This window comes from Pseudomonas vancouverensis (assembly GCF_004348895.1).
Classification (GTDB): domain Bacteria; phylum Pseudomonadota; class Gammaproteobacteria; order Pseudomonadales; family Pseudomonadaceae; genus Aquipseudomonas; species Aquipseudomonas vancouverensis.
Genome location: NZ_RRZK01000012.1, coordinates 1 through 15,799, shown reverse-complemented (window position 1 = coordinate 15,799; position 15,799 = coordinate 1). Strand labels below are relative to the sequence as shown.

The window sequence follows — 15,799 nt, the reverse complement described above, 5'->3', positions numbered from 1 at the left end:
CGGCCCATCTGCAGGAGCGAGCCTGCTCGTGATGAGGCCGGCAGCTTCTCTCAATATCGTCATTTGACACACGCCGCCCATGCGGCAAAGCTGCACACAGCTCGAACGCGCGCCTGAAGGCAAACGGACCTGGACCACGGAAGTCGTAATGCCGAACCATAAAAATAAAGCTGCAACTGCAAAGCCTGATGCGCAACCGAACCTGATCAACCGTTACCTGTTCCCCGTCACCATTGGCCTGTTGTTATTGGCCGTGGCAGGCATCGGCTGGTTTCTGCTGAGCAGCCAACCGGCCCCGGTCGCCTATGTGCCGCCACCGGCGCCTGTGGCGCAACCGGCCAAGGCGCAACCGGTAGCGATGGCCCCGGCGAAGATGGTCGACGAACAGCAATGCCAAGGCTGCCACAGCGAACAAGTCAAAGACTGGCAAGGCTCCCATCACCAATTGGCGATGCAGGCGGCCACTGCCGAGACCATGCTTGGCGACTTCAACAACGTCACCTTCAAGGCCGAGGACGAGACCACGGTGTTCTCGCGTAAAGGCGATGAGTTCTGGGTCAACACGCCGGGCATCGACGGCAAGAACACCGACTTCAAAGTGGCCTACACCTTCGGTATCGCCCCGCTGCAGCAATACCTGATCGAAGTCGGCGAAGGTCGCCTGCAAGCACTGGGCGTGGCCTGGGACGCCGAGCAGCATCGCTGGTTTCACCTCTATCCGGGCCAGGGCGTGAACTTCAAGAACCCGCTGCACTGGAGCAAACCGAGCCAGAACGCCAACTTCATGTGCGTCGAATGCCACACCACCGGGTTCAAGCGCAATTTCGATGCGGCGAAAAACAGCTTCGACAGTCACTGGAACAGCCTTGGCGTCGGTTGCCAGGCTTGCCATGGGCCGGCATCCAATCACCTGGAATGGACCGCAAAGAAAACCGACCTGATCCACGCAGGCTTTGCCGTCGACCTCAAGGACAAGAACGCCTCGGTTGAAATCGAAACCTGCGCCCGCTGTCACGCACGCCGTGCGCCGCTGGACGATGGCTACACCGTCGGCAAGCGCTTGATGGACGACTACCTGCCGAGCGTCTTGACCCGCGAACTCTATGCGCTGGACGGCAAGATCAAGGATGAAGTGTTCGAACACGGCTCCTTCGCCCAGAGCAAAATGTTCGACAAAGGCGTGCGCTGCAGCAACTGCCACAACCCCCACAGCACCCAGTTGAAGGCGCCGGGCAATGCGGTTTGCCTGCAATGCCACAACACCGCGGGCAAAACCACCGTGGAAGGCGTCGACGGCAAAGGCTTGCAAGCGAAGAACTACGACTCCATCGAACACACCCGCCACACCATGGGCCAACCGGGTTCGCAATGCGTGGATTGCCACATGCCGGGCAAATTCTACATGGGCAACGATTTCCGGCATGACCACAGCTTCAGCATTCCCAACCCCGAGCGGGCAAAGAAACTCGGCACACCGGACGCCTGCCTGACCTGTCACCAGGGCAAGGACGGCGACAAGGTCTCCGAGCAATTCAAACTGTGGAACACCGTCAACGCCAGTGCCGGACAGGCGCCGCGCTACGACGAAAGCCTGTGGCTGGTACGCAACGGGCAACCGGGGGCGGCCGATGCCCTGTACCAACAGTTGCAACGCAGCAATCTGCCGGCCATTCAGCGCGCCACGTTGCTTGCAGATCTGCCAATGTACCCCAGCGAGCAGGCGCTGAAACTGGCCACCAACGATCTGAAAAATCCGGCGCCGCAGGTGCGTGAAAGTGCCGTGCATACCCTCAGCTCGCTGCTGTCGCCCGAGGAAGCTGCGCCGCTGCTGACACCCTTGCTCAATGACCCGGTAAGGGCCGTGCGCATTGCCGTTGCCCGGGATCTGCTGAGTGTCGCCCGCAACGGACTGGGGGATGCCCAGGACAGCTGGAACGCCGCTATCGCCGAATACGAAGCGGTGCAGAAGAGCCTGCTCGAACGCGCCGAAGCCAACCTCAACCTGGCCATGCTGTATCAGGCCAGCGGTCGCGGTGGCGAAGTCGAGGGCCTGCTGCGCGCTGCGCTGTTGCGTGATCCGGACTTCTACCCGGCGTTGGTCACACTGGTGCAATGGCTGGAAGCCAACGGTCGTAATCAGGAAGGCCAAGCGCTGCTGGAGCAAAGCCTGAAGGAGCACCCCGATTCCGGTCTGCTGCAACACACCCAAGGGCTGGCGTTGATCCGCGCGGGTCAAACGGCCCAGGCCATGCCATTCCTGCACAAGGCCGCCGAACTGGATCCCCAGAGCGGGCAATACGGTTACGTGCTGGCGATTGCCCTGCACGACAGCGGCAAGGTCGACGAGGCCTGTGCCGAACTCGAGCGGTTGCTGAAAGAGCAACCGGCCAACCGCAATGCACGGCTGGCGCTCATCCAGTACTACCTGGCCAACGGGCAGGAGCCCAAGGCGCAGGTGCTGTTGCAGGCGTGGAAGAACATGAACAAGGGCGATCCGGCGCTGAAATGATCAGCGCCGGCTCCTACAGGATTTCGGCGCAGTGGCTTACAGATTCACTTGCTCGCCAAAAAGCCATATCAGCGCGCGACGGATAGCGGCTGGCAGGCAGAAATTCTGATCCGTATAAATGAGTATTTCCTGAGTCTGTTTTGTTTTTACCGGTGTTTCTACAGTGCGCAACATTGCAACCGTGGAAGCATCGAGCATGAGCACAACAACAATCGGACAAGCCTATAACTACAAGGTCGTGCGCCAGTTCGTCGTCGCGACCGTGATCTGGGGCGTCGTGGGGATGGCGATGGGCGTGTGGATCGCCTCGCAACTGGTGTGGCCGCAAATGAATCTCGACCTGCCCTGGACCAGTTTCGGCCGCCTGCGCCCTCTGCACACCAGCCTGGTGATTTTCGGTTTTGCCGGCAGCGCGCAATTCGCCGCCAGCTACTACGCAGTGCAGCGTACCTGTCAGGTGCGACTGTTCTCGGACAAACTCGCCGCTTTCACGTTCTGGGGCTGGCAGTCGGTCATTGTGCTGATGCTGGTCAGCCTGCCGCTGGGCTACACCACGACCAAGGAATACGCCGAGATCGAGTTCACCGGCGCGGTGTGGATGACAGTGGTTTGGGTGGCCTATGCCATCGTGTTCTTCACGACGGTGGTGCAACGCAAGACCCGACACATCTACGTCGGCAACTGGTTCTTCGGTGCCTTCATCGTGGTGATCGCCATGCTGCACGTGGTCAATCACCTGTCGATACCGGTGAGCTGGTTCAAGTCCTACCCGGTGTATTCCGGCGCCACCGACGCCATGGTGCAGTGGTGGTACGGACACAACGCCGTGGGCTTCTTCCTGACCACCGGTTTCCTCGGGATGATGTACTACTTCGTGCCCAAGCAGGTCGGGCGGCCGGTGTACTCCTATCGATTGTCGATCGTGCATTTCTGGGCGCTGATCACCCTGTACATCTGGGCCGGCCCGCACCACCTGCACTACACCGCCCTGCCGGACTGGGCGCAGTCGCTGGGCATGGCCATGTCTTTGATCCTGCTGGCACCGAGCTGGGGCGGCATGATCAACGGCATGATGACCCTCTCGGGTGCCTGGCATCAGCTGCGCACTGACCCGATCCTGCGTTTTCTGGTGCTGTCCCTGGCCTTCTACGGCATGTCGACCTTTGAAGGGCCGATGATGGCGATCAAGACCGTCAACGCCCTCTCCCACTACACCGACTGGACCATCGGCCACGTCCACGCCGGGGCGCTCGGCTGGGTGGCGATGATCACCTTCGGCGCGACCTATCACATGGTGCCCAGGGTCTTCGGTCGTGAGCAGATGCACAGCACGCCGCTGATCAACCTGCACTTCTGGCTGGCCACCATCGGCACTGTGCTGTACATCGCCTCGATGTGGGTCAACGGCATTACCCAGGGCCTGATGTGGCGCGCGATCAACGACGACGGCACCCTCACCTATTCCTTCGTCGAAGCCCTGCAGGCCAGCCATCCGGGGTTCGTCGTACGTTTTGCCGGCGGCGTGCTGTTCCTCACCGGCATGCTGGTGATGGCGTACAACGTGTGGCGGACGGTGCGGGTATCGGACCGGGCCATGGCAGAACGCGAGGCGCAAATCGCCTGATGATCGACATCGCGCTGAATATTCTGGCTGTGGTGAGTCTGTGGCTGGCGGTGGAGTGCTGCCTGAAGCGGCAGACCGAAAAGAGTCTTGAGGATGCGAGCCTGATGCCGTTTGCCGATGATCCGGAGGTGGCGCGGCGGGTGGAGGCGGCTACCGGCAAGACAATCAATGCCGTGGCGCCCGAAGTGGCCAGGCCCGGGTGGGGCAACCTCGACCTCTGAAGCATCCCCGTCAACTGTAGGAGAGAGCTTGCTCGCTCCTACAGTGACAGATGTTGCCTCGGCGGCGTCAGGTCCGCTCGCGGGGAATCAGGCCCTGCAATTGCTGGGCAAGGAAATTCGCATCGAAGACAAAGGTGTCCGGGTCTTTGAGACCATTGGTCTTGCACCACTGCCAACTCTCGGCCGGTGGCTGACAGACCAGCGACACGCTGCCATAGCGCGCAGCGGTCAAGCCCATCACCGCCAGGGAAATCTGCCCGCCCGGGCCCATCACCTCGGGCACGAACTCCACCGGTTTCCCGGCAATCACCACGGACAATTTCTCTGTCTTGAATGGCGATGTCTCGACCGCCACGCTCGGCCCAGATGCCACGTACGGTTCGCGGCTGATTTCAAGCAGGTTCGGCGTCAGTACCGGCCCGAGCCACTGCTGGATCTCATCGAACAACCCATCGATGCGTGCACCCCAGACACTCGACTGCGACTCAAACAGTTGCTTCTTGTGCGCTTCGCTCTCTGCGTAGTGGCGCAGCATCTCGCCCAGTTGCCGTACGTCGTCCATTGCGGTGTTCCTTGAGTAAAGCGATACCACGGACGTTGAGCATGGCAGATGCACGCCGCTCCCGTACGATTAAACGCCGGGAGGTGTCTGGCCAGGCATACGACGCAGGCGCGCCATGTTCAAGGTGTCCACCAGTACGCCGTCACGCACCGCATACTCCCTGCACAGACCTTCGCTTTCGAAGCCGAACTTGCGATACAAGGCGATGGCCGCTTCGTTGTCGGCGTAGACCGACAACTCCACCCGGCGCAGATTCATCCAGTTGTCGGCGACATCCAGTGCCGCCGACAAAAGCTTCGAGCCCACGCCTTTACCCTGCCACTCGACCGCCACGCCCATGCCGAAGCTGCCGGCATGACTGCGGCGGATGCGCGAAAAGTGCTCAAGGCCGATGTGGCCGATGACCTGGCCTTGGTGAAGGGCCACCAGTTTCAGCAGGCGTTCGTTATCAACCCCCAAACGCCCGCGCCACAGCTCGGCGGACTGAAACGGCATTTGCAGGGTCTGCCGGGCGATGGCCGGATCGTTGTACAGCGCGGTGACGCCCTCGATGTGTGACTCGTTGAAGCGTTCGAGGGTGATGGTGGCGTCGGTGGCGGGCATGGGTGGTTCATCCTTGAGGCAGGCATGGCCGTTCACTGTATAACGCGCAGTTACGCCATGACTAGCACACCCAAACCTGCTCGCGAAGGCAGCGTGTCAGGCACCATCACTATTGAATGTGCCGACCTATTCGCGAGCAAGCTCGCTCCCACAGGTTTTTGGGGGATCAGATATCAAACCAGTCCCGTCGTTCATCAAAGGTGCTGTGAATCAGTTCCACGATCATCTGCACCTGTGCCTCATCCCGCGACTGGGCGTTGATCGCCATCCACACCTGACGCTGCATCGGTTGGCCGAATAACCCGGGCAATTCGATCAGGCCACGGTCGAAACGGCTCATGTATTGCGGCAACAAACCGATGCAGGCGCTGCAGCGGATCATCTCCAGCATCAACTCGTAGCTGTGCAACTGCACCACACCGGCCAGGCGCTGATCGACCAGGGCGTTCCAGGGGCGGAAACTCTCTACCTGACGATCCTGTTGCCATTGCACCAGCAGGAAGTCTTCGAGGTCATCGACGCTTTCGGGTCGCGTCGCAACCCGCGAATAACGTTTGGCGATGTGCGGCAGGTAGTCGAGGCGTGCCAGAGCGCGCGGTTCGGTGACGGCAAAGCTCGGCCCCGGCAAGGGCGAATCGGGGTCACCCAGCCACACCACCACATCGGCGCTGATTGCCCGCAAGGACATGTCGCTGTCGATGCTGAGGATATCCAGGCGCACACTGGCGTTTCGCCGTAACAGCGACACCAGGTCGCGACCGAGTATGTCGTGCAGGATCGACTCGGCGACAGCCAGGCGAATCAACGGCTGCTCCACCACCGGCAACTTGCGTTCGTGCGATCTGGCGATCAATTGCGCGTGAAGCTGCTGGCCCTCCCCCGTCAGGGTCAATGCACTGCCTTGAAACTGGAACAGGGTGCGTTGCAGTTGTTCTTCCAGCAAGGCCAGTTGTTTGCGCAGCACCGTCGCCTTGACGTTGAGGCTGCGTGCCGCCTGCATGAAACAACCACAGCGGGCGCTGACCAGGAAGTATTGCGTGACCTCGGCGTCGATCTCGGCAGCAACGGCGCCGGAGGGTTCCGCCGCTCGATAGTCGGCCGCGCCTTGCGCCGTGGGTTCGGAAAATGACATCGATGACTCCCTGTCGATCTTTGTTATTGGTCTTTTGATACTCCCTGTAGGAGCGCGCATGCTCACGAAGCGCCGTGTCAGAAACAGCTACGCGGCTGACATACCGCATCGCGAGCATGCTCGCTCCTACAGGTGAATTGCAGCAAGGCGCTTAGCGCTTTTGCTCCAGCACCTTGTTGAGCTCGGCGCCATCGATGCTCAGGGTGGCCGTGGTCAGCATGCCCTCCAGATAGGCCTTGGCGATCTGCTCCTGACGCTGGGTGCGCAGGGCCTGGGTCAGGCGCTCACGCAACTCGTCGAGGGTGGCCTGGCGTGCCGGTTGCAGCTCGGTCAGCTTGATCACATGGAAACCCGCCGCGCTCTGCACAGGCTCCGACACCGCACCGACCTTGAGCCGCGCCACCACGCCACGCACCTCCGGCACCAGTTGCTGCAAAGGTTGCAGTCCACTGTCGCCACCCTGCCCGGCACTGGCCTGATCCTGGGAGAACTGCGTGGCCAACGCAGCAAACTCCGCCGGCGCTGCCTGGGCCTTGCGGCTCAGCTCCAGCGCCTGCTTGCGCACGGCCTCGGCGTTTTGCGCATCGCTCACGCCGAGGAAGATCTGACTGACCCGGTACAGCGCCGGTGTCTGCCATTGCGACTTGCCCGCATCGTAGGCCTGCTGCAATTCGGCAGCGCTGGGGTAGTCCTTCGGCACCTGGCTGACCGACTGCAAGTAATTGCGCATGACGATCTGCTCGGTGGCTGCCCGGGTTTGCTGTTCGACCTCCGGACGCTGACGCCAGCCTTGGGCATCGGCCTGCTCCAGCAGGGCTTTCTCGGCCAGACGCGAGCGAATCCAGCTCTCCAGCGCCGCACGGTTATCGCGCAATTGCTCGCGCGACTCCGCCGGCAAACTCGCCAATACGGCCTTGAGTTCTTCGCTGGCCACTTGTTGGTTACCCAAGCGGGCGACGGCGGGCTCGCTGCTGGCCAGCGTCGTCGGATTGATCGCTTGCGGCGCGGCGACCGGGTCATTGCCCGGCCGCACGCTCAACGCCACAGCCACCACCAGTACCGCCAGCGCCCCGGCGCTGGCCACGACCGTGCGCTTTTTCACTGGGCAATAACCTCTTCCGGCGCCGCTTCGACGGTTTCAGGCTGGGCCTGCATCTGCGCAGCGTTCTGGCTGTAGTCGCGCAGGTAGTTGATGAATTCCTGCAACAGGCGATCCCACAATTCCAGGTTGCCACGCAGGTAATCGGCACTGACACCGGCGGCAATCACCACGTCCATTTCCATCACCAGGAACTCGCCCTGCACCGACAACCTTGCAAAACGCCGCGAAGCATTCCACAGCTCTGCCAGGCCTGCCGGCAACTGACCCTGCACACGCAGGGCGCAGCTGAAGGTGAAGTCGACATAGCTGCCCTGCTCGGCGGCCGGATTGCCGAAGCGCACGGCGTAGCCGATGCCCTGGCTGGCGCTGAGCAGCTGGACGATACCGTTCTGGTCGGTCTGGTTGACGCGATAGCCTGCGGCTTGCAGGACTTCAGTCAGCGATTGCGGGGTTACCTGAGCGATCAATTGAGTCATGTTGAGTTCTTCCCTGTTCATCAGTGAGCGATCGCGGCCTGAGGCGCGTCGAATTGGGTTTTGTACAGCTCGTCGCCAAAGCCCTGAGCCAGTTCTTCGAACTTGACCCGGGCGCTACCGGCGAATGGCTGGCGGATCTTCATCACTTCAGTGACGTCGATTTTTTCGTAGGCCGCGAGGATGTCCTTGGCCACGCCATACATCTGTTGATTCTTGACTGCACATTGCTGCATTTGTGTGTCACGTTCGGCCAGTTGCGTCTCCAGTCGCGCCCTTTGCGCTTCCTTGTCGCGGGCCATGACCAGCAAATCGTCATAGGCCTTCTTGTACTTGCCGAGCTGCTCATTGCTGGCCGCCGCCTGCGCTTGCGCCTGGTTCTGCAGATGGTCCTGCTGCGCGGCCAGTTGCTCGGCCGCGCCCTTGTATCTGGCCAGTTCTGCGGTCAGTTGCTTGATCTGCGCCTGGGCGGCCTTGGTCTCAGCCTGTGCCGCCACCTGAGCGGCACTGGCCTGGGCTTGCTGGCTCTGCAAGGCTTGCAACTGCTGGGTGGTGCTGCGCAACTGCGTACGCAAGCGTTCCTCCATGCCTTCGGCGTTCGCCCCGTGAGCGAACATCAGGCCCATCGCCAACAGGCACACCGCGGCCGGGATTGGTCTGTTCATGAAACTCTCCCTGCGCCTCAGAAGCGCGTGTTGATTTCCAGCTGCAGGACATCGATGTCAAACGGCGCGCCGTAGACCGCTTCGGAACTCAACCAGCGACCGGTAGCGTAGACGTTCTTGGCCAGGCCGTAGTTGCCGCCCAGGAAATAGCCCTTGGCGTTGGTGCCGCCCAGGTGAAATGACGAATCGTTGAAGCCGTCCGGCAAGGCATCCGGCTGGATGTACTTGTAGCCGGCGAACAGGTTCCAGTCGCCCTGCTTCTTCAGTTCCAGCGCATTGCCGAGAGTGAACTGCGCCATCCAGGCATTGGCACCACTGTCGATCTGGCCATCGCTGTCGAGGTTGTTGACGATCTGCCCGGCGGAACGCTTGCGCATGTCGCCTTCGTCGTAACCGAGGTTGTGGATGTAGTTGGCCTGGCTGCGCAGCTTGAAGTTCTGCGGCAGGTCGGCGTCCCAGACGAAGTTCAGGTCGATCAGGTTGAATTCCGAGGCCAGGCCGACGAACTGCGGCTGCGGCGTGGTCGCCGGGTTGAGCGGGTTCGGCGTGATATCGCGCAACAGGAACACGGTGTTGCCCTTCTGCATGAACGCCGCGCGCGTGCCGTCGCTGTCGCAACCCGGGGCACCGGCCCAGGGTTCGCAAGGGCTGGAACGCTGGCCTTCGATATCGTCGAAGCGGTAGTAGGCCAGGCCGGCCTTGAGGCGGTTGCTGTCGTTGACGGCCCACTTCGCGCCGATCTGCGCGCCGTACAGCCACTTGTTGTCGCTCGACTCCTTGTCGAAACCGTTGCTGCTGGTGGTGTCGTTGGTGTACTCCACCGGGAAGGCGCCCACAGTACCGAACAGGCCCCAGTCACGATTGAGCTTGTGATCGAAGATCGCCGCCACGCCATCGAAATTCAGGTCGCCGGAGTACAGCATGTCGGTGGAAAAGAACGGGTTGGTGAAGCGCCCGCCGGTCAGGGTCAACTGATCGGAGGGCTTCCAGCTCAGGTAGCCCTGATCGAGCCAGATGTCCTTCTTGGCGAAACCACCGCCGAGGGTCTGGGTGGTCGACACCGGGTTGTTGTCGGAACCGGTGCCGATTCGAATGCCGGCGGTCCACTCGGGAGCGATCTCGGCTTTCACACCCAGACGGGCGCGCAGGCGGAACAGGTTGGTGCGGTCTTCACGGGTGTTGAGCAACGGCGGCAAGCTGGTGCTGCTGTTCGGGTTCACGTCGTACGGGCCGTTGTTGTTGAGCTTGGCGAAGTCGACGATTTCGTTGCTGTTGCTGTCGGAGTAGTAACGCGACTCGTCCCGCAGGCGCAGGTCGCCGTCGATGCTGATACGCGAGACCCACTCCGGGAAGGTATTGGGCTGGGCCCAGTTTTCCTGTTTGGCGGTGGCCATGACCTCGGCCTTGACCTGATCGCGGATCTGATCACGCACCGCAGCCGGTACGTATTGCACCCGCACGTCTCCCGGTGCGGCGGCCGGACCGCTGGCGGCAACCCCGGCCACGACAGCCGCCGGCGCAGCAGAAGCGCTCTTGCGTGCCTGGTCGGCTTCGCTCTGGGCCTGGGCGATCAGCTTGTCGGCCTTGTCCTGTTTCAACACGCCCTGCTCGACCAGCAAGCGGATCAGATTGATCGTGGCGTTTTCCGAGGGCGCAGGCGCTGCCGCCGCTTGCCCTACCAGGGTCGCAATGACCATGCCGACCGCCAGGGACAATCGATTCACGTTGGAAATCATTTGCACACAACTCCTTATGGCAAAACTTGAATGGTTCGGTTAACCCGGACGCCGTCCTTGCAGGGACACACGGATGGGCACAGTGATGGAGGCCGGTGGACGCTGGCTCATGCGCGGCGCACCACGCAGGGCTGCGAGCAGTTGCGCGTCGACTTCGGGGTTGCCGCTGGACTTGGCCAGCTCGACCCGCGAGATATCCCCCGAACTGCTCAGCCACACATCGACCTGGGCCTTGTAGGCTTGGCTGCGCAGGTCCGGGTTCTCCCGCAACAGGCGCTGAAAGCTGAAGGCCATGAACTGGCCGTAGGTGCCGTTGCCCAAGCCGCCACCGCCGGAACCGGCCATGCCATTGCCCTTGCCCGCACCGATGCCAAAGTTGTCGCTGCCGGCCTGGGCCTCGCCGTCCATTTGCATCGGCTTGGCCAGGTCGTCCACAGGTGAAGGTGGTGCCTCTTCCATGGGCTTGATGTCTTCGGGCTCCGGTGTCGGTTCGGGCTCGGGGATTTTTTCTTCCACGGGCGGCTCCGGCTCCGGCGGCTTTTCCGGAGGCGGCGGCGGTGGCGGCGGCAACGGAATGATGGTCGGCACCTTCGGCGCTTCACGGCGGATGCCACTCATGTCGTTGGCCCACTGCCAGAGAAACCAGGCGGCCACGCCGGCGATCAGCAACCCGGCGCCCCACTTCACAAAGCGCATGGGCGACGGTTTGACGGGTGACGGCTGGATCGGAAGTTGAGCGGTCATGGTCAGCCCTGTGTCGGTTTGCCGGTCACCAGACCGACCTGGGACAGTTCCAGACGACGCAACAGGTCCAGCACCTCAATGACTTTCTGGTACTGCACCGTGGCGTCACCGCGCACGATCACCGGGAAGTCCGGGCTCTGGGCCTTCTCGATGCGCAAGCGATCCTCAAGCTCGGCCAGGGTCACAGGGTAGGCATCGAGGAACACCTGGCCGCCGTCGTTGACCGAGATCGCCTTGGTCTTGGCTTCGGACAGCGACACCGAGGCGCTGGCCTTGGGCAGGTTGATCTGGATGCCCGAGACCTGCGCAGTGGCGGTGAGGATGAACATCACCAGCACCACCATCAGCACGTCCACCAGGGGCGTGATGTTGATGCTGTCCACGGCGGCATCGTCTTCGTCGTCAAAAGAGGCATTTACGGAAGCCATGGCAATACTCCTCAGGCCGGTACGGTTGCAGTGGCGTGGTTGCCGCGACGGTGGGCCGACTCGCTGAACTGGCTTTCCCCGTGGATTTCCGCCAGACGGGTGATGAACTCGTCGACGAACACGCGCATGTCGGCGCTGACTTCCTTGTTGCGGGTGATCAGGCGGTTGTAGCCAAACAGCGCGGGGATCGCGACGAACAGGCCCATGGCGGTGGCGAGCAAGGCGGCGGCCATGCCCGGGGCGATGGCGTTGATGTTGACGTCACCGGCCATGGCCGTGCCGAGGAACACCACCATTATGCCCAGCACCGTACCGAGCAGGCCGATGTAGGGGCCGCCGGCGATGGCGTTGGACAGGGTCGAGAGCTTCGAACTCAGTGCCTGGTTTTCCCGGGTGCGCACGCCGTCCATGGAGCAGCGGATCGCTTCGATGGTCGCGGCGGACACGGACGAAGTGTCCGCGCCCTGCTCACGACGGGTACGGATTTCCTTGATCGCTACCTGGTACAGGCGCCACAGCGGCGAATGCTGCAAGCGCAGGTTGAGGTCGTGGTCGTCGGCGAACATCTCCAGACGTGTGCCGACCTTGGCGAACTGCTCGCGGAACACCCCGTTGGCAGCGCTGACACGGCTGACCATGCGGTTCTTGCGGATCATGATGACCCACGACTGGAACATCATCAGCACCAGCACGGCGATGATGACCCAGGCATCCATCGGCACGGCTTTGAGCAGGAAACCGAGGCTGCCGAAACCGAAGCCGGACTGTTGCTCGTCGACGCCATAAGCCACCAGTTTCGACTCGGCGCCTTGGGACGTGGCGTCGGCCAGCAGCAATGCCGCAGGACGCGCGACCTTGGACAGGCGCAGCTCATCGATGGCGCCGCTGAACGGCAGATAGGCACTGGCAGACAGATCGCCACCAATGACCATCCCGGTGTTGAATGCCGGCATCGCCAGCGCCAGGCTCGCGGTTTCGCGGCCATTGACGTACAGCGCAACCTTGCTGCCTTCAGCGGTCAGGGCCAGGTGCTGCCACTGCCCCGGATTCAGCGCCTGGGTCGACACCGCGCGCTGACCGTCGATTTCCACGAACGGCAGGCCCTGGCTCAGACCCACCAGCAGGCTTTGCTCACCTTCGCGACGGGCCAGCACCAGTTGTTCGCCATTGGCCTGATCCAGCTTCAACCAGGCACTGAAGGTGAAGGCACTGCCGGCGTGGTGTTGCAGCGAAGGGCTGGCCGGCAACAGCAACGGCTGGCCGCTGAACTGCAAGGCACGACCGATCACGCCGTCGATGCTCGCCCCGGTGGCGCTTTGCGCGGTGTTGCCGTAGGCCGTGGTGTCCTTGGCCGGCATGCCGTTGGCGCCTTCGAAGTGGTACAGCGCGGTGTAGTTCGGGTCGAAGGTCAACTGACCGTTGCCGGTCGCCGCAGCCTTCTGATTGCCGTAGTACATCCAGATGTCCTGACGCTGGGCGCCCTCGACTTTCGGCACATCGACCCAGACCAGCGCCATGCCCATCAGTGCATCGAAGCTTTCGATCTGGTGATTGAGCACGGTCTTGTCATCGGCAGCGACGAAGCGCAGGTCGGAACCGTCTTCCTTGACGCCGTCGAAGGTGAAGTTGCCGGTGTGCAGGCGCACCAACAGCGCGGTGCGGCCCAGGGCTTCGTTGATCGCCGCGCCCTGGGGCGTGGTGTCGACGGAAATCTGTTTGCGGTACTGCCAATCGTCCTGCCACCAGGCATGGGCGGTGACGGGGAGCACGAAGCCCAGGCACATCAGGAAAGCGAGAAATAAGCGCTGCATGAAAAATTACTCCGTAGGTTCAGAATGTCGCTTGCAGGTTGAAATGCAGGCGCGATTCCTGTTTCGAGGTGTTCGGCCCTTCGAGCAGCGGGTAGCCCCAGTCCAGGCTGCCGGACAGCCATTTGCTCAGGCTCGCGCGCGTGCCCAGGCCAACACTGGCCAGGGCGTAATCGGCGTCCTGATCGGGAAGTTCGTCGCGCAGGTACAACTGGGCGCCTTCGGCAAAGGCGTAGAAGCGCCACTCCTGGAGGTAGCTGCCCAGGTACTTGGCGAGGGATGGCGTGCGCAGTTCCTGGCTCAGCAGGACACCGTCGTCACCGGTACGCTCGGCGGCCAGGTAGCCACGTACCGAGGTCGCGCCACCGGCCGAGAATTGCTCGTTGGACACCAGAGGCCCGGAGGCCAGCTGGAACGAAGCCTTGCTCGCCGTCTGCCAGTCGTTGCCGAAGGTGTAGGTGAAGTTGGTGTCGCCCTTGACCACGGCGAAGCTCGGGTTGGCCTTGTAGCGTTTGTAGTCGAAGTCGTCGTCGGAACTGCCGTAACCGAGGAAGCTGCGGGTGCCGGCCACCAGGCTCAAGCCCAGGCCCAACTGCGAATTCTCGGTGTAGCGAAAGCCGTTGTAGGCGAAGGTGAACGGCGCGTATTTCAGTGGCACCTTGTCACTGTCGCCGTTGAGATCCAGTTGCTCGTCGAAGTCCTTGAAGTCGATGCCTGCGGACAACGAGTTGGACCAGTTGCCGCTGGACGGCAAGGTGTAAATCGCCGACACACCGTAGGAATGCCCCTTGCCCAGTACGTTGCTGCCACCGATGGTCGCCACGTTGCTGTCAGACTGATAACCGGAGAACTGCACGCTCCAGCGTTCATCGAGGGGTGCGGTGTAGGAACCGGACCAGACCTTGGCGTTTGAGGTATCTTGCGGTGCCGTGAAAAACGTCAGCGATACGCTGTGGCCCAGTTGCCAGAGGTTGTCGTAGCCAAGGCTGGCGACACTGCGCAGCTTCTCGGTGTCGGCGCTGTAGTCGTTGTTCAGGCCGAGGCTGGCGTGCCACGGGTTCTGGTCTTCAACCTGCAAGTCGACGTCCATGGTGCCGGGACGCTGACCTTCACGCACCAGCGGCATGACCTGGCGACCGGGAGTTTTGTTGAGCTGCGCCAGTTCGGTCTGGACCAAAGCGAAGTCCGGCACCTGGCCTTCCTTCAGTGCCGGCACGTCCTCGCGGATCTCCACCGGCGAATAGTGTTTGGCGCCGACCACGCGCACGCGACCGATCTTGGTTTCGCTGACCTGCAGGTAGACGATACCGTCCTCGACTTTCTGCTCTGGCAGTTCCACGAACACCGACTGATAACCGTGGGCCTGATAGACCTTCTGCAGCGCATCGCGGGCGCCTTCGATGTCGGCCAGGGCCTTTTGCGGGCCGAGAAACGGATACACCGCCTCTTCGATGGCCCGGGCATCGAGCACGGTGTTGCCGCGCACGAAGTACTCGTTGACGTCCACCAACTTGGCTGGCGCTGCGCTTTCAGTGCCCTCTTCTGCCCATGCCGGTTGCGCGCCCGCCGTCACCAACAGCCAGCCGCACAGCGCCAGCCGTGACGTGAAAGAATGATCCACATAACCCCCTGAATTCGAATGACCGATCACCGTCTGCACTGCGGCAGGCTGATGGATTCGGCGTCCTGCCATCGGCTGGATAAGCGCCCCTGAGGCCCCCTCGAGCGCGTCACATAGGCATGACCGGGCTGGCGATGTGCTACCGAACTTTTGTCATGAAAGCTTCATTTCAAAGTTGGGAGACGGTGCGGTTGCAGGAGCGGGCTTGCTGGCGATGACGGCTAACCAGCCGACGGATATCTCACTGATGTACCGCCCCCTGTAGGAGCGAGCACGCTCGCGAAAAATGCCGGAGCAACCGGTGCATCCAGACACCCCCGCGTCATCGTTGACGTCCATCGTCGGAACGCCGCCCGGAGCCAGCTCGCTCCCACAAAGGAACGCGGCACCAGCCAAGATCAGGCCGGCCGGTAGGCCGCCTCGGACGCTCTTGCGGTACACGCACCCTCGAGAGGCCGAGTGGAGGTTCTGCGCAGTGGGCACCGCGGCAGGGATGCCGCGGTAGCCGCCCCCGGCCATGGATGGCCGATGGCGGCGGGCCCACGGAGCAGGACCGGAGCGAGGGCATGCC

14 protein-coding genes are annotated in these 15,799 nt (G+C 62.3%); 3 read left to right on the top strand and 11 right to left on the bottom strand.

Annotated elements, in window-relative coordinates; all coding sequences use genetic code 11:
- The first annotated feature begins 148 nt into the window (after positions 1–148).
- The 3 genes from EIY72_RS12085 to EIY72_RS12070 all read left to right on the top strand — a co-directional run bounded on the left by EIY72_RS12085 (position 149) and on the right by EIY72_RS12070 (position 4,354).
- A complete protein-coding gene (locus tag EIY72_RS12085; RefSeq protein ID WP_093221741.1) occupies positions 149–2,509 on the top strand; it encodes a tetratricopeptide repeat protein in 2,361 nt (786 codons plus the stop codon).
- A gap of 196 nt (positions 2,510–2,705) precedes the next feature.
- Positions 2,706–4,133, top strand: a complete 1,428-nt coding sequence (ccoN, locus tag EIY72_RS12075) for a cytochrome-c oxidase, cbb3-type subunit I (RefSeq protein WP_093221750.1) — start codon at positions 2,706–2,708, stop codon at positions 4,131–4,133.
- The gene (locus EIY72_RS12070) at positions 4,133–4,354 is read left to right on the top strand and encodes a CcoQ/FixQ family Cbb3-type cytochrome c oxidase assembly chaperone (RefSeq protein WP_093221755.1); all 222 of its coding nucleotides are present in this window, start codon (positions 4,133–4,135) and stop codon (positions 4,352–4,354) included. The genes ccoN and EIY72_RS12070 overlap by 1 nt, the downstream gene beginning before the upstream one ends.
- 67 nt (positions 4,355–4,421) lie before the next feature.
- Here EIY72_RS12070 and EIY72_RS12065 read toward each other — a convergent pair whose 3' ends face one another.
- The 11 genes from EIY72_RS12065 to EIY72_RS12015 all read right to left on the bottom strand — a co-directional run bounded on the left by EIY72_RS12065 (position 4,422) and on the right by EIY72_RS12015 (position 15,228).
- Positions 4,422–4,916, bottom strand: a complete 495-nt coding sequence (locus EIY72_RS12065; protein WP_093221759.1) for a hypothetical protein — start codon at positions 4,914–4,916, stop codon at positions 4,422–4,424.
- Positions 4,917–4,985: 69 nt separating this feature from the next.
- Positions 4,986–5,519: a GNAT family N-acetyltransferase gene (locus EIY72_RS12060; RefSeq protein ID WP_093221763.1), complete on the bottom strand. Its 534-nt coding sequence runs from the start codon at positions 5,517–5,519 to the stop codon at positions 4,986–4,988.
- 166 nt (positions 5,520–5,685) lie between these two features.
- Positions 5,686–6,651 (bottom strand): LysR family transcriptional regulator, encoded by a 966-nt coding sequence (locus EIY72_RS12055; RefSeq protein ID WP_093221767.1) that lies wholly within the window; start codon positions 6,649–6,651, stop codon positions 5,686–5,688.
- A 151-nt stretch (positions 6,652–6,802) separates the two neighbouring features.
- Positions 6,803–7,753 (bottom strand): peptidylprolyl isomerase, encoded by a 951-nt coding sequence (locus EIY72_RS12050; protein ID WP_093221772.1) that lies wholly within the window; start codon positions 7,751–7,753, stop codon positions 6,803–6,805.
- Positions 7,750–8,229, bottom strand: coding sequence for a YbjN domain-containing protein (locus tag EIY72_RS12045; RefSeq protein WP_093230559.1), 480 nt, complete (start codon positions 8,227–8,229; stop codon positions 7,750–7,752). Before EIY72_RS12045 ends, EIY72_RS12050 begins: the two co-directional genes overlap by 4 nt.
- Positions 8,230–8,249: 20 nt before the next feature.
- The gene (locus tag EIY72_RS12040) at positions 8,250–8,891 is read right to left on the bottom strand and encodes a DNA repair protein (RefSeq protein ID WP_093221776.1); all 642 of its coding nucleotides are present in this window, start codon (positions 8,889–8,891) and stop codon (positions 8,250–8,252) included.
- A 17-nt stretch (positions 8,892–8,908) separates the two neighbouring features.
- Positions 8,909–10,627 carry a putative porin gene (locus tag EIY72_RS12035; RefSeq protein WP_093221781.1) on the bottom strand — a complete coding sequence of 573 codons (1,719 nt, stop codon included), beginning with the start codon at positions 10,625–10,627 and terminating at the stop codon, positions 8,909–8,911.
- 39 nt (positions 10,628–10,666) lie between these two features.
- Entirely contained in the window at positions 10,667–11,371 is a 705-nt protein-coding gene (locus tag EIY72_RS12030) for an energy transducer TonB family protein (protein WP_093221785.1), read from the bottom strand.
- Positions 11,372–11,373: 2 nt separating this feature from the next.
- Entirely contained in the window at positions 11,374–11,799 is a 426-nt protein-coding gene (locus tag EIY72_RS12025) for an ExbD/TolR family protein (protein ID WP_093221790.1), read from the bottom strand.
- A gap of 11 nt (positions 11,800–11,810) precedes the next feature.
- Entirely contained in the window at positions 11,811–13,610 is a 1,800-nt protein-coding gene (locus EIY72_RS12020) for a DUF2341 domain-containing protein (RefSeq protein WP_093221795.1), read from the bottom strand.
- Between the two features lie 19 nt (positions 13,611–13,629).
- Positions 13,630–15,228, bottom strand: a complete 1,599-nt coding sequence (locus EIY72_RS12015; protein ID WP_093230562.1) for a ShlB/FhaC/HecB family hemolysin secretion/activation protein — start codon at positions 15,226–15,228, stop codon at positions 13,630–13,632.
- Between the last annotated feature and the right edge of the window lie 571 nt (positions 15,229–15,799).

Bases quoted from the DNA above. Each gene is read 5' to 3' on its own strand.
- EIY72_RS12085 (WP_093221741.1), top strand. From the start codon at position 149: ATGCCGAACCATAAAAATAAAGCTGCAACTGCAAAGCCTGATGCGCAA.
- ccoN (WP_093221750.1), top strand. From the start codon at position 2,706: ATGAGCACAACAACAATCGGACAAGCCTATAACTACAAGGTCGTGCGC.
- EIY72_RS12070 (WP_093221755.1), top strand. From the start codon at position 4,133: ATGATCGACATCGCGCTGAATATTCTGGCTGTGGTGAGTCTGTGGCTG.
- EIY72_RS12065 (WP_093221759.1), bottom strand. From the start codon at position 4,916: ATGGACGACGTACGGCAACTGGGCGAGATGCTGCGCCACTACGCAGAG.
- EIY72_RS12060 (WP_093221763.1), bottom strand. From the start codon at position 5,519: ATGCCCGCCACCGACGCCACCATCACCCTCGAACGCTTCAACGAGTCA.
- EIY72_RS12055 (WP_093221767.1), bottom strand. From the start codon at position 6,651: ATGTCATTTTCCGAACCCACGGCGCAAGGCGCGGCCGACTATCGAGCG.
- EIY72_RS12045 (WP_093230559.1), bottom strand. From the start codon at position 8,229: ATGACTCAATTGATCGCTCAGGTAACCCCGCAATCGCTGACTGAAGTC.
- EIY72_RS12040 (WP_093221776.1), bottom strand. From the start codon at position 8,891: ATGAACAGACCAATCCCGGCCGCGGTGTGCCTGTTGGCGATGGGCCTG.
- EIY72_RS12035 (WP_093221781.1), bottom strand. From the start codon at position 10,627: ATGATTTCCAACGTGAATCGATTGTCCCTGGCGGTCGGCATGGTCATT.
- EIY72_RS12030 (WP_093221785.1), bottom strand. From the start codon at position 11,371: ATGACCGCTCAACTTCCGATCCAGCCGTCACCCGTCAAACCGTCGCCC.
- EIY72_RS12025 (WP_093221790.1), bottom strand. From the start codon at position 11,799: ATGGCTTCCGTAAATGCCTCTTTTGACGACGAAGACGATGCCGCCGTG.
- EIY72_RS12020 (WP_093221795.1), bottom strand. From the start codon at position 13,610: ATGCAGCGCTTATTTCTCGCTTTCCTGATGTGCCTGGGCTTCGTGCTC.